Genomic DNA, 13,067 nt, shown 5'->3' on the forward strand with positions numbered 1-13,067 from the left:
CGGTCGTAGCGTCGTCGCCATGCAGCCCGCCAGTACCGAGGCGCCCGCGCCCGCCCCCGTCACCCCGCTCCCCGACCTGCGCCTGCGCCCCGGCAGCCGCGCGTTCCGCCGCGCCAACCTCGCGCTGTTCGCGGCCGGCGTCGCCACCTTCGTCCTGCTGTACTCCACCCAGGGCCTGCTGCCGGTGCTCTCCGCCGACCTCGGACTGACGCCCGGACAGGCCAGCTGGACGGCCTCCGCCGCCACCCTCGGACTCGCGCTCGCGCTGCTCCCGGCCAGCGCCCTGTCCGACCGCTACGGGCGCACCGCCGTCATGACGGCGTCCACGCTGGCCGCCGCGCTGCTCGCGCTGGCCCTGCCGTTCGCCCCGGACCTCACCACCCTGGTGGCGCTGCGGGCCCTCCAGGGCGCGGCGCTGGCCGGGCTGCCCGCCACCGCGATGGCCTACCTCGCCGAGGAGGTGCACCCGGCGGCGCTGGCCTCCGCGATGGGCCTGTACGTGGCCGGGAACTCGATCGGCGGGATGGGCGGCCGCCTGGTCTCCGGCTGGGCCGCGGCCGCCTGGGGCTGGCGCGGCGGGCTCGCCGTCTCGGCCGTCCTCGCGCTGCTCGCCGCGCTGGCCTTCCGGCTGCTGATCCCCCGGGCCCGGCACTTCCGGCCCGCCCCCGTGGACGCCCGGGCGCTGGCCACCACCGTCGCCGGGCACCTGCGCAACCCGCTGCTGCTCCGGCTGTACGCGCTCGGCCTGCTGTTCATGGCGGTCTTCGGCGCGGTCTACAACACCGTCGGGTACCGGCTGGTCTCGGCGCCCTTCCACCTGCCGGAGTCGGTCGCCGCCTCGATCTTCGTGGTCTACCTGGTCGGCACCGCGTCCTCCGCCTCGGCGGGCCGGCTGACCGCCCGCTGGGGCCGCCGCGGCACCCTCTACCTGGCGATCGGCACCACCAGCGCCGGCCTGCTGCTCTCCCTCGCCGACTCGCTGGCCTGCGCGGTCCTCGGCCTGGTCCTGATCACCGCCGGCTTCTTCGCCGGCCACGCCACCGCCTCCTCCGCCGTCGGCCGCACCGCCACCACCGGCCGCGCCCAGGCCTCCGCCCTCTACCTGATCGCCTACTACCTCGGCAACAGCCTCGGCGGCACCCTGGGCGCCGACGCTTACCACGCCACCGGCTGGCCCGGCACCGCCACCGTCGCCCTCACCGCCATGGCCTGCGCGGCCGGCGTCACCCTCCACGCCACCCACCGCGCGCGGGCCGTCACTACACTTCAGGCATGAGCATCGACCCTGCCCAGTTCGCCAGGCTCCGCGAGATCGCCGACCAGCTGCCGCAGATGCCCGGGATAGGGAAGATCGAGATCGCGGACGACACCATCGTGATGATGATGTCGCCGGTCAAACGGCACGAGCTCGCCGTCATCCGCATCGTTCAGCAGTTGAACGCCCAGCTCTCCAAGACCCACCCCGGCCACATCGCCCACGGCGGCGCGGACCTGGTGGACCCGGCCAGGGGCCGGCTCCGCAACCCGGACGTCATGGTGTTCCCCGAAGCGGCGCTCGACGACGAGGAAGCGGCGCTGCTGCCCCATCAGGTCCTGTTGGTGGTCGAGATCGTCTCGGCCTCCAACGCGGAGAACGACTACCGGGCCAAGGTCGCCGACTACGCGGCCATGGGCATTCCGCTCTACCTGCTGGTCGACCCCCGCAAGGGCACCGGGATCGTCCACGACGAGCCGAACTACACCCGCCGCACCGACTTCGCCTTCGGCGACGTGATCACCGTCGGCCCCTGGACCCTCGACACGTCCGTCCTGCGCACGTACTCCTGACGCGCGCAGGACGGACGACGGCGGGTCAGGCGATCCGGTCGAGGACGATCGGGGCCGGGGTGAAGGCCGTGCCGGCCGGGGCCACGGCGGTGGCGTCCTGCAGGGCCTCCAGGGCGTAGGGGAAGCGCTCGGGGGTGTCGGTGTGGAGGGTGAGCAGGGGCTGGCCGGCGGTGACGGTGTCGCCGGGCTTGGCGTGGAGTTCGACGCCGGCGCCGGCCTGGACGGGGTCCTCCTTGCGGGCGCGGCCGGCGCCGAGGCGCCAGGCGGCGACGCCGACGGCGTAGGCGTCGAGGGCGGTGAGGACGCCGGTGGCGGGGGCGGTCAGGACGTGCTGCTCGCGGGCGACCGGGAGGGGGGCGTCGGGGTCGCCGCCCTGGGCGGCGATCATGCGGCGCCAGTGGTCCATGGCGGAGCCGTCGCGGAGCGCGTCGGCCGGGTCCTTGCCGTGCACGCCCGCGGCGGCGAGCATCTCGCGGGCGAGCGCGAGGGTGAGTTCGACGACGTCGGCGGGGCCGCCGCCGGCCAGCACCTCGACGGATTCGCGGACTTCGAGCGCGTTGCCCGCGGTGAGGCCGAGCGGGGTGGACATGTCGGTGAGCAGGGCGACGGTGGCGACGCCGGCCGAGCGGCCGAGCCCGACCATGGTGCGGGCGAGTTCGCGGGCGTCGTCGAGGTTCTTCATGAACGCGCCGGAGCCGACCTTGACGTCCAGGACGAGCGCCCCGGTGCCCTCGGCGATCTTCTTGGACATGATCGAGGAGGCGATCAGCGGGATCGCCTCGACGGTGCCGGTGACGTCGCGCAGCGCGTACAGCTTCTTGTCGGCGGGGGCGAGGCCGTCGCCGGCGGCGCAGATCACCGCGCCGCAGGCGTCCAGGACGGAGAGCATCTCCTCGTTGGAGAGCAGGGCGCGCCAGCCGGGGACGGACTCCAGCTTGTCGAGGGTGCCGCCGGTGTGGCCGAGGCCGCGGCCGGAGAGCTGCGGGACGGCGGCGCCGCAGGCGGCGACCAGCGGGGCCAGCGGGAGGGTGATCTTGTCGCCGACGCCGCCGGTGGAGTGCTTGTCGGCGGTGGGGACGCCGAGCGAGGAGAAGTCCATCCGCTCGCCGGAGCGGATCATCGCGTCGGTCCAGCGGCTGATCTCACGGGCCGTCATGCCGTTGAGCAGGATGGCCATGGCGAGGGCGGACATCTGCTCGTCGGCCACCTCGCCCCGGGTGTAGGCGTCGATGACCCAGTCGATCTGGGGGTCGGTCAGCTCGCCCCGGTCGCGCTTGGCCCGGATGACGGAGATGGCGTCCATACACGTGCTCCAGAGGGGGTGAAATGCGTAGAGTGCCGCGGGATGTCCTCCCACGACACTCTACGCGCGTAACAACCGCGAGGGCTACAACTCGCAGCAGCTCAGGGCTTGTCCGGAGCTCAGAGCTTGTCCGGCCCGAACGCGTCCGGCAGCACCTCGCTCATCGGCGCCACCCCGGAGGGCAGGTCGACCAGCAGGTCCGGGCCGCCGTGCTCGTACAGCAGCTGGCGGCAGCGCCCGCACGGCATCAGCAGCTCGCCGCCGCCGTCCACGCAGGTGAAGGCCACCAGCCGGCCGCCGCCGGAGGCGTGCAGCGCGGAGACCAGGCCGCACTCGGCGCACAGGCCGAGCCCGTACGAGGCGTTCTCCACGTTGCAGCCGACCACGGTCCGGCCGTCCTCGACCAGGGCCGCGGCCCCGACCGGGTACTTGCTGTACGGGGCGTACGCGTGCCGCATCGCGGCCCGGGCCGCCTCGCGCAGCGCCTCCCAGTCGAACACCTCGGCCTCGGCCGTCACTTGCCCTGCCCCTTGCGGTAGATCTGCCCGTCCGCCTTCGGCGGCCGCAGCCGCTGCGAGGCGAGCGCCAGCACCACCAGGGTGATGACGTACGGGGTGGCGACGATCAGCGGGCGCTGGACCTCGTCGGTGCAGGCGTACCAGGCGGCGACGCCGCCGGCCACCACCGCGGCGACCGCGGCGGCCACCCACTGGCGGCGGTAGAGCTGCCAGAGCGCGAGCAGCGCCATCGCGAGGGCGACCACCAGCAGCAGCACGTGCACCGAGTCGGCGTCGCGCAGCTGGAGGCTGTCGGTGAAGCCGAACAGGCCCGCGCCGGCGGCCAGGCCGCCCGGCATCCAGTTGCCGAAGATCATCGCGGCCAGGCCGATGAAGCCGCGGCCCTGGGTCTGGCCGTCCCGGTAGAAGTGCGCGGCGACCAGCGACAGGTAGGCGCCGCCGAGGCCGGCGAAGGCGCCGGAGGAGATCACCGCGAGGTACTTGTACTTGTAGACGTTGACGCCCAGCGACTCGGCGGCGGTCGGGTTCTCGCCGCAGGAGCGCAGCCGCAGGCCGAACACCGTGCGCCAGAGCAGGAAGTAGCTGGCGACCAGCAGCGCGGCGGCGATCAGGGTGACCACCGACAGCTCGGTGACCAGGCCGCGGACGATGCCGGCCAGGTCGGAGACCAGGAACCAGTGGTGCTTCTCGATGTCGCCGAGCCAGCTCGACAGGCCGGGGAGGGTGAAGGTCGGCAGCGAGTCGGCGGGCGGCGACTGGTTGGCGCCGGCGCCGTCCGCCACGTAGTCCTTGTAGTAGATCCGGTTGACGTAGGCGCAGAGGCCCGGGATCAGCAGGTTGACGCCGACGCCGGAGACGATGTGGTCGACGCCGAAGGTGACGGTGACCAGCGCGTGCAGCAGGCCGCCGAGCGCGCCGCCGACCATGCCGGCCAGCAGGCCGACCCAGGGGTTGACCAGGAAGCCGCCCCAGGCGCCGCAGAAGGTGCCGGCCACCATCATGCCTTCGAGGCCGATGTTGACCACGCCCGCGCGCTCGGCCCACAGGCCGCCGAGGCCGGCCATCGCGATCGGCACGGCGGAGGAGAGCGCGGCGCTGATCTGCCCGGAGGAGGTCAGGCCGTGGTTGCCGGTGACCGCGCCGACCGCGGCGAAGATCACCAGGGCGAGCGCGATCAGCAGCAGCACCACCGGCCAGGTGAGCTTGGTCTTCTTCGTCGGCGCGGCCGGCGACTTGGGCTTTCCGGCGACTGCGGTGCTCATGCCGCCACCTCCTTCTTGGCGGCCGCGGCGGCCTGGGCGGCGAGCTCGGCGCCGACCTTCTGCTGCTGGCGCTTGAGGCCGTAGCGGCGCACCAGCTCGTAGGCCACGACGACGCAGATGACGATGGTGCCCTGGATCACCGGGATGATCTCGGACGGGTAGTCGCCCTGGGTGGGCAGCTGGGCGCCGGAGGCGTCCAGGAAGGCGAACAGCAGCGCGGAGAACGCGATGCCGATCGGGGTGTTGCGGCCGAGCAGCGCCACCGAGATGCCGATGAAGCCGAGGCCGGTCTGCACGTTCTGCCCGAAGTACGGGGTGTTCTGCATCAGTTCGGGCAGGCCGACCAGGCCGGCCAGCGCGCCGGAGACCACCATCGAAGTGATCACCATGCGCTTGACGTTGACGCCGGACGCCTTGGCGGCGGTCTCCGAGCGGCCGGTGGCGCGCAGGTCGAAGCCGAACCGGGTCCGGTTCAGGGTGAACTGGAACACCACGCCGACCAGCACCGCGATCACCAGGAAGCCCCACAGGGTGCCGCCCTGGGTCTCGAACGCGAAGAAGTGGCTGGACTGGGAGATCTTGGCGGTGGCGATCGAGTTGGTCGCCCCGCCGGTCTTCGGCGCGAGGATGCCGGGCACCAGCAGCACGCCGATCACGGCGGTGGCGATGGCGTTCAGCATGATGGTCGAGATGACCTCGCTGACGCCGCGGTAGACCTTGAGCAGGCCGGCGACCGACGCCCACAGGCCGCCGACGCACATCGCGACGATCAGCAGCAGCGGGATCTGCAGGAAGGCCGGCAGGTCGACCTGGCCGCCGACGTACGCGGCGAACATCATGGCCAGCTTGTACTGACCCTCGATGCCGATGTTGAACAGGTTCATCCGGAACCCGAACGCGGCGGCGGCCGCGGCCAGGTAGTACACGGTGGCCTTGTTCAGGGTAGCGACCTGGCCGTCCGAGGCGGTGCCGTACTTCCACATGATGGAGAAGGCGTCGAACGGGTCACGGCCGGAGACCGCCAGCAGGGTGCCGGCGATGATCGCCGACAGCAGCACCGCGAGCACGGGCGCGGCCAGCGCGAGGCCGACCTTCTCCAGGTCGACGCGCTCGCGCGGCGAGCGCTTGGCCGCGGGCGCGGCCGGGGCGTTGGGACTGGTCATGTGGCTACTCCCCCGCCTGCGCGTCGTCGTCGGCGGCGGTCTCGGTGGACGGGGTGTCGGTGGTCGGCTCGGCGTCGGTCGGCGCGGCGTCGGTGCCCTCGGCGGCGACCGCCTGTGCCTCGGCGACGGCCTCCGGGTCGGACTCCAGGTGGCCGCGGGCGGCACCGGTCATCGCGGTGCCGAGGTCCTCGGCGGTGACGGTGGCCGGGTCGGCGTCGGCGACCAGGCGGCCGCGGTAGATGACCCGGATGGTGTCGGACAGGCCGATCAGCTCGTCCAGGTCGGCGGAGATCAGCAGCACCGCCAGGCCCTCGCGCTGGGCGGCGCGGATCTGCTCCCAGATCTGCGCCTGCGCGCCGACGTCCACGCCGCGGGTCGGGTGGGCGGCGATCAGCAGCTTCGGCGCGTGGCTCATCTCGCGGCCGATGATCAGCTTCTGCTGGTTGCCGCCGGACAGCGAGGCCGCGGTGACCTCGATGCCGGGGGTGCGGACGTCGTACTCCTCGACGATCCGCAGGGTGTCGGCGCGGGCGCCGGCCGGGTCGAGCAGCACGCCCTTGGAGTTGGGCCGCTCGGTGACGTGGCCGAGGACCCGGTTCTCCCAGAGCGGGGCCTCCAGCAGCAGGCCGTGCCGGTGCCGGTCCTCGGGGATGTAGCCGATGCCGGCCTCGCGGCGGGCCCGGGTCAGGGTGCGGGTCAGGTCGGCGCCGTCCAGCACGACGGTACCGGCGTCCAGCGGCAGCATGCCCATGATGGCCTCGACCAGTTCGGCCTGGCCGTTGCCCTCGACACCGGCGATGCCGAGGATCTCGCCCTTGCGGATGCGCAGCGACACGTCGTCCAGCACGACCCGCTCGACGCCCTCGGCGTCCGGCTTGGCGATCCGCAGGCCCTCGACCCGGAGCATCTCGGTGTCGGTGACGGTGGACTCGCGGCTCTCCGGGGAGGGCAGTTCGGCGCCGACCATCAGCTCGGCGAGCTGACGGGCCGTCACGGTCGCCGGGTCGGCGTCGCCGACCGTGGTGCCGCGGCGGATCACGCTGATCGCGTCGGCGACCGAGAGCACCTCGTGCAGCTTGTGCGAGATGAAGATGACGGTGACGCCCTCGGCCTTGAGCTCGCGCAGGTTGTCGAACAGCGCGTCGACCTCCTGCGGCACCAGCACGGCGGTGGGCTCGTCCAGGATCAGGATGCGGGCACCGCGGTACAGCACCTTGAGGATCTCGACCCGCTGCCGGTCGGCCACGCCGAGGTCCTCGACCAGCACGTCCGGCTTGATGCCCAGGCCGTACTGGTCGGAGAGCGCGCGGATCTTCGCCTTGGCGGCGGCGCCGATGCCGTGCAGCTTCTCGCCGCCCAGGACGATGTTCTCCCAGACGGTGAAGTTGTCGGCCAGCATGAAGTGCTGGTGGACCATGCCGATGCCGCGCGCGATGGCGTCCGCGGGGGTGGAGAACTCCACCTGCTCGCCGTCGATGGCGATGGTGCCCTCGTCCGGCTTCTGCATCCCGTAGAGGATCTTCATCAGGGTGGACTTGCCGGCGCCGTTCTCACCCATCAGCGCGTGCACGGTGCCCCGGCGGACGGTGATGTCGATGTCGTGGTTGGCCACCACGCCGGGGAAGCGCTTGGTGATGCCGCGCAGTTCGACGGCCGGTGTCGCCGTCCCCGCGCTGGGGATGCCGCCCGGGGGGACGGAGTCGGAGGGGGTGATGGCGATCTCCTGCTGGTCGTCGGGCGCTTCGTCGCGCTGGAGGCTCAGGGGAAGCTCGGGGAGCCGGACACCGGGGACGCGGTGCGGAACGGAGAGGGGCCCGGGGGATGCGCGCCGTGGGCGCACCCGTCCGAGCCCCTTCCGCGAGATGTGGTGAGACGACCGCCGCGCCGCCCGGTTCACGGGCGGCGCGGCGGGGGTGGATCAGCCCTGCGGGGCGGTCGGGACCTTGGTGGCGCCCGAGGTGATCTGCTGGGTGGCCGCGTCGAGCTTGGACTTGATGTCGTCGATGAAGCCACCGGTGGTGGCCAGCGAGACGCCGCCCTGCTTCAGGTCGAAGTTCTGCACGCCGCCCTGGACGCTGCCGCTCTTGGCGGACTGGACGAAGGTGAACACGGCGGTGTTCACGTTCTTCACCATCGAGGTGAGGATGTGGTCCTTGTACTTCTCCAGGGCCGGCTGCTTGGCCTGGTCGGAGTCGACGCCGATGGCCCACTTGCCCGCGGCCGAGACGGCCTCGATGGCGCCGGTGCCGGAGGAGCCGGCGGCGGAGTAGACGACGTCCGCGCCCTTGTCGAGCTGGCCCTGCGCGGCCTGCTTGCCCTTGCCCGGGTCGGCGAAGCCGGTGAAGTCCGGCGGGGTGGTCAGGTAGGTGACCTCGACCGCGATGTCCGACTTCACGGACTTGGCGCCCGCGACGTAGCCGGCCTCGAACTTCTTGATCAGCTCGGACTGCACGCCGCCGATGAAGCCGATGTGGTTGGTCTTGGTCTTGCTGGCCGCGGCCACGCCCGCCAGGTAGGAGCCCTGCTCCTCGGAGAAGGTCAGCGAGGTGACGTTGCCCGGCTGGTCCGGCGAGTTCGAGTCGATGATCGCGAACTTGACGTTCGGGTTGTCCTTGGCGACCTTGTTGACCGCGTCCTGGTAGACGAAGCCGACCGCGATGACCGGGTTGTAGCCACCGGTCACCAGGCTCTTGAGGCGCTGCTCCTTGTCGCCCTCCGACTCGCCCGTCTTGGCCTCGGCCTCGTAGACGGTCGCGCCCAGCTCGGTCTTGGCCTGGTCCAGGCCGCGCGCGGCGGAGTCGTTGAACGACTGGTCGCCGCGGCCGCCGATGTCGTAGGCCATGCCGACCTTGAGACCGGAGCCGCCCGCGCCGGCGCTGGCGGAGCTGGAGTTGTTGTTGTCGGTGCTCTTTGCGCCGCAGGCGGCGAGCGAGGCGATGCCCAGGGAACCCGAGAGCACGACCGCGGCGAGCTTGAGTGAACGGCGCAAGGGAGTTTCTCCTTCTCACACACCCGGTTGGCGTGGTCGAGCGCCACCGTAACGCGCGTAGAACACGGTTGTGTTACGGCCTGCGGAGCCATTCGGGTTGTTATCAAAACGTGGTCGCACGTCCGGACAAATCCGGACGCAGTACCGCAGGAGCGTAACCCGACTGTCGCTACCGGCTGGTATCGGGCCCCCACGGTACGCGTCCCGCGGGGGCCCGGGAAGGAGCCGCGCCGAACCCCGCCGGCGCCCCGGGGTCAGATCCGGGCGTGCTCCAGGGCCAGGGCGGCGAACAGCTCCACGCCGATCGCGATCGCCCGCTCGTCGGCGTCGAAGTCGCCCTGGTGCAGGTCCCGGACGCCCTTCTCGTCCGGGCCGCGGACGCCGAGCCGGGCCAGCGCGCCCGGGGCGTGCTCCAGGTACCAGGAGAAGTCCTCGCCGCCCAGGCTCTGCTCGGTCGGCTCGACCACCGGGCCGTCCCCGGCGGCGAACCGGGCGTTCATCGCCGCCTCCAGCTGCTCGATCGAGGAGACCTCGTTGACCACCGGCGGGACGCCCCGGTGGTAGTCCAGCGTCCACTTGGCCCGGTACGTCTCGGCCAGGTGCGCGACCAGTTCCTCCAGCACCTCGGGCGCCTCCCGCCAGCCGGGCAGCTCCAGGCAGCGGACGGTGCCCTCCAACTCGGCGCGCTGCGGGATCACGTTCGGCGCGGAGCCGCCCGCGATCCGGCCCCAGACCAGCGAGACGCCCCAGCGCGGGTCCATCCGGCGGGACAGCGCGGACGGCAGCTCGGCCGCCAGCTTGGCGACCGCGGTGATCAGGTCGGTGGTCAGGTGCGGGCGGGCGGTGTGCCCGCCCGGGCCGTCCAGCGAGATCCGCACCTTGTCGCAGGCCGAGGTGATCGCGCCGGTCTTCAGGCCGATCCGGCCGACCCGGACCTTCGGGTCGCAGTGCACCGCGAAGATCCGGCCGACCCCCGTCATGCCGCCGGCCGCGATCACGTCCAGCGCGCCGCCGGGCATGACCTCCTCGGCGGGCTGGAAGATCAGCCGCACCGGCCGGGTCAGCTCCCCGGCGGCCAGCGCCCCGGCCAGCACCAGGCCGGTGCCCAGCACCACCGCGGTGTGCACGTCGTGGCCGCAGGCGTGCGCCCGGCCGGGCAGCGTGGAGCGGTACGGCACGTCCTGCTTGGCGTCGTCGATCGGCAGCGCGTCGATGTCGGCGCGGAAGGCCAGCAGCGGGGTGCCGGGCGCGGTGCCGGGCGGGACGAGGTCCACCAGCAGGCCGGTGCCGCCCGGCAGCACCCGGGGCTCCAGGCCGGCCGCGGTCAGCCGCTCGCACAGCAGCCGGGTGGTGCGGAACTCCTGGCGGCCGAGCTCCGGGTGCCGGTGCAGATCACGGCGCAGCTCGATCAACTCGGCCTGGTGGGCGGCCACTCGGGCGCGCAGGTCGGCGGTGGGGCGGGCAGCGGTGACGGTGGCGGCGGCTGCCGGCTGGGGATCGTTCACCTTGACAAGAGTAGGCCGGTGGTGGGGATTTGGCCCGGGTTCCGGCGAACTGGTCACCGGATGGGTGCATAGCGGCGGCCGGGGTGGGTATGTCACTTGGTTTTGCCCGCCCTTCCGATCGGTCGCCCGTCCTGTGCAACGACCTGCACCGGCGGCCGGACACGGCGGGTGCTCCGGCCGGGGTCCGCGCAGCGTACGGCCCAAACGTTTCCTCCCGATCGAGTCATGGTGGGGCAAAACTTTCGGACCCGCTCTTGAGCTGCGCACACCAGTCCGAATAGACAGCTTCCGCACAGTCAACTCCGGTGCCGCGGTGGGGGGTCATTCCGCCTGCGGCGCTCTCGTCGCGCCCTCACGAGGGGCTGTCGACGCTCCATCGAAACGAGAAGGGGGGACCGACGTGCCCATCGTGCGCAACAAGCTCGCCAAGAGCATCGCTCCGGCCACCGTCGCCGCCGCACTGATCCTCACCACCCTGGGCATGGCCGTGCCGGCCTCGGCCGCCGCGCCCACCGGTGAGGGCGCCCGCTCGCTGCCCGGCACCCACCCCGAGTGGGCCACCCCGCAGGCCGACGCGGGCGCGGTGGACTCCGCCGCCCCCGCCTCCGCCCGGATCTACCTGGCCGGGCGCGACGCGAGCGGCCTGGCGGCCCTCGCCAAGGCCGTGTCCGACCCGAACTCCGCCGCCTACGGCCGGTTCCTCACCTCGGCCCAGGCCCAGGAGCAGTTCGGCGCCACCCCGGCGCAGGTCAAGGCCGTCACCGACTGGGTGTCCGGCGCCGGCCTCAGCGTCTCCGCAACCACCGCGCACTACGTGCAGGTGTCCGGCTCGACCGCGGCGATGGCCAAGGCGTTCGGCACCGACTTCCGCAACTACCGCACCCAGGACGGCACCCACCGGGCCCCGACCCGGGACGCCCAGCTGCCCGCCTCGGTCTCCGGCGCGGTCCTCGCGGTCTCCGGCCTGGCCGACGCGATCCACACCAACGCCTCCACCGCGACCTCGGTCCGCGAGGCCGAGCAGCGCGCCAACGCGGCCGCCCGGCTCGCCACCCCGGACAAGAAGGCCCCGGCCACCCTGCCGGACGTGCCGACCTGCTCCGAGGACGGCTACGGCTCCAAGACCGCCAAGGGCGCCCCCGAGGGCTACGAGAAGAACGAGCCGTTCGCCCCCTGCTCGTACCTCCCCAGCCAGCTCCGCAAGGCGTACAGCGTCACCGACTCCAAGGTCTCCGGCAAGGGCGCCCGGGTCGCCATCATCGACGCCTACGGCCTGTCCAGCATGGAGCAGGACGCCAGCCACTTCTCCTCGCTGCACGGCGACCAGCCGTTCAAGCCGGGCCAGTACACCGAGTACGTCACCCCGGACAAGTGGACCCACCAGGACGAGTGCGGCGGCCCGGCCGGCTGGGCCGGCGAGGAGGCGCTCGACGTCGAGATGGTGCACGGCCTGGCGCCCGACGCCCAGGTCGTCTACGTCGGCGGCAACTCCTGCTACGACGAGGACCTGTACGACGCGATGGCCAAGGTCGTCGACAACCACCTCGCCGACATCGTCTCCAACTCCTGGGGCGAGATCATGCACGGCACCAGCGGCGACATCGACCCCGCCGTGGTCGCCGCCGACAACCAGATATTCCAGCTCGGCGCCCTGACCGGCATCGGCTTCACCTTCTCCTCCGGCGACTGCGGCGACAGTTCCCCGGGCGCGGCCGCCACCGGCGTCAACTGCCAGGCCGACAGCAACCAGGCGCAGGCCGACTGGCCGTCCGCCTCCCCGTGGGTCACCTCGGTCGGCGGCACCGCCCTCCAGCTCGACAACAAGGCCGGCCGCTACGGCAGCGAGGTCTCCATGGGCGACAAGCGCTCGGTGCTCTCCGCCGACCAGAAGTCCTGGACCCCGTTCCCGGGCAACTTCTACTTCGGCGGCGGCGGCGGCGTCTCCAAGGACTTCGCCCAGCCGTGGTACCAGCAGGGCGTCGTCCCGGACAGCGTCTCCAAGACCGCGGCCGACGGCACCCACTCCGCCACCCCGCTGCGCGCCACCCCCGACATCGCGATGAGCGGTGACCTGGTGGCCGCCACCCTGGTCGGCTTCACCGACAACGGCGCCTACAGCGAGGGCGGCTACGGCGGCACCTCGGTCTCCGCCCCGGAGACCGCGGCGATGTTCGCCAACGCCATCCAGTCCCGCGGCGGCCGCGCCCTCGGCTTCGCCAACCCGGCCCTCTACGACCGGGCCGGCAGCAACGCCTTCAACGACGTCAACGACAAGTCCAACCACAGCAAGCGCGGCAACGTCGTCGACCTCGGCATGGTCAACAACACCCTGAAGGTCCGCCTCTACCAGATCGGCGCCGACTACGGCCTGTCCGCCTCGAAGGGCTACGACACCGCCACCGGCCTCGGCTCCCCGGGCAAGAACTTCTTCAAGTCCTTCGCCCTCAAGAAGTAAGCACCGCGACACCACCGAGGGGCCGTCGGAGATCGTTCCGACGGC

10 protein-coding genes are annotated in these 13,067 nt (G+C 72.4%); 3 read left to right on the forward strand and 7 right to left on the reverse strand.

Annotated elements, in window-relative coordinates; all coding sequences use genetic code 11:
• Positions 1-19 precede the first annotated feature (19 nt).
• Both ACIQBJ_RS23505 and ACIQBJ_RS23510 read left to right on the forward strand, forming a co-directional pair.
• Positions 20-1,276 (forward strand): MFS transporter, encoded by a 1,257-nt coding sequence (locus ACIQBJ_RS23505; RefSeq protein WP_400713888.1) that lies wholly within the window; start codon positions 20-22, stop codon positions 1,274-1,276.
• Entirely contained in the window at positions 1,273-1,827 is a 555-nt protein-coding gene (locus tag ACIQBJ_RS23510) for a Uma2 family endonuclease (RefSeq protein WP_400713891.1), read from the forward strand. Before ACIQBJ_RS23505 ends, ACIQBJ_RS23510 begins: the two co-directional genes overlap by 4 nt.
• A 25-nt stretch (positions 1,828-1,852) precedes the next feature.
• On the opposite strand, the gene ACIQBJ_RS23515 is transcribed toward ACIQBJ_RS23510, so the two are convergent.
• The 7 genes from ACIQBJ_RS23515 to ACIQBJ_RS23545 form a co-directional block, all read right to left on the reverse strand.
• Positions 1,853-3,130 (reverse strand): thymidine phosphorylase, encoded by a 1,278-nt coding sequence (locus ACIQBJ_RS23515; RefSeq protein WP_400713894.1) that lies wholly within the window; start codon positions 3,128-3,130, stop codon positions 1,853-1,855.
• 119 nt (positions 3,131-3,249) lie between these two features.
• On the reverse strand, positions 3,250-3,648 hold the full coding sequence (locus ACIQBJ_RS23520) for a cytidine deaminase (protein ID WP_400713897.1): 399 nt from the start codon (positions 3,646-3,648) through the stop codon (positions 3,250-3,252).
• A complete protein-coding gene (locus ACIQBJ_RS23525) occupies positions 3,645-4,910 on the reverse strand; it encodes an ABC transporter permease (RefSeq protein WP_400713900.1) in 1,266 nt (421 codons plus the stop codon). Before ACIQBJ_RS23525 ends, ACIQBJ_RS23520 begins: the two co-directional genes overlap by 4 nt.
• Positions 4,907-6,073, reverse strand: coding sequence for an ABC transporter permease (locus tag ACIQBJ_RS23530; protein WP_400713903.1), 1,167 nt, complete (start codon positions 6,071-6,073; stop codon positions 4,907-4,909). Before ACIQBJ_RS23530 ends, ACIQBJ_RS23525 begins: the two co-directional genes overlap by 4 nt.
• 4 nt (positions 6,074-6,077) lie before the next feature.
• Positions 6,078-7,631 carry an ABC transporter ATP-binding protein gene (locus ACIQBJ_RS23535; protein WP_400714562.1) on the reverse strand — a complete coding sequence of 518 codons (1,554 nt, stop codon included), beginning with the start codon at positions 7,629-7,631 and terminating at the stop codon, positions 6,078-6,080.
• Between the two features lie 360 nt (positions 7,632-7,991).
• Positions 7,992-9,062, reverse strand: a complete 1,071-nt coding sequence (locus tag ACIQBJ_RS23540) for a BMP family protein (RefSeq protein ID WP_400713906.1) — start codon at positions 9,060-9,062, stop codon at positions 7,992-7,994.
• A gap of 254 nt (positions 9,063-9,316) precedes the next feature.
• A complete protein-coding gene (locus tag ACIQBJ_RS23545) occupies positions 9,317-10,567 on the reverse strand; it encodes an amidohydrolase (RefSeq protein WP_400713909.1) in 1,251 nt (416 codons plus the stop codon).
• Positions 10,568-10,967: 400 nt separating this feature from the next.
• On the opposite strand from ACIQBJ_RS23545, the gene ACIQBJ_RS23550 reads away from it, so the two are divergent.
• Positions 10,968-13,022 carry a protease pro-enzyme activation domain-containing protein gene (locus ACIQBJ_RS23550; RefSeq protein WP_400713912.1) on the forward strand — a complete coding sequence of 685 codons (2,055 nt, stop codon included), beginning with the start codon at positions 10,968-10,970 and terminating at the stop codon, positions 13,020-13,022.
• Positions 13,023-13,067: the final 45 nt, after the last annotated feature.

It is taken from the genome of Kitasatospora sp. NPDC088391 (genome assembly GCF_044753345.1).
GTDB lineage: Bacteria > Actinomycetota > Actinomycetes > Streptomycetales > Streptomycetaceae > Kitasatospora.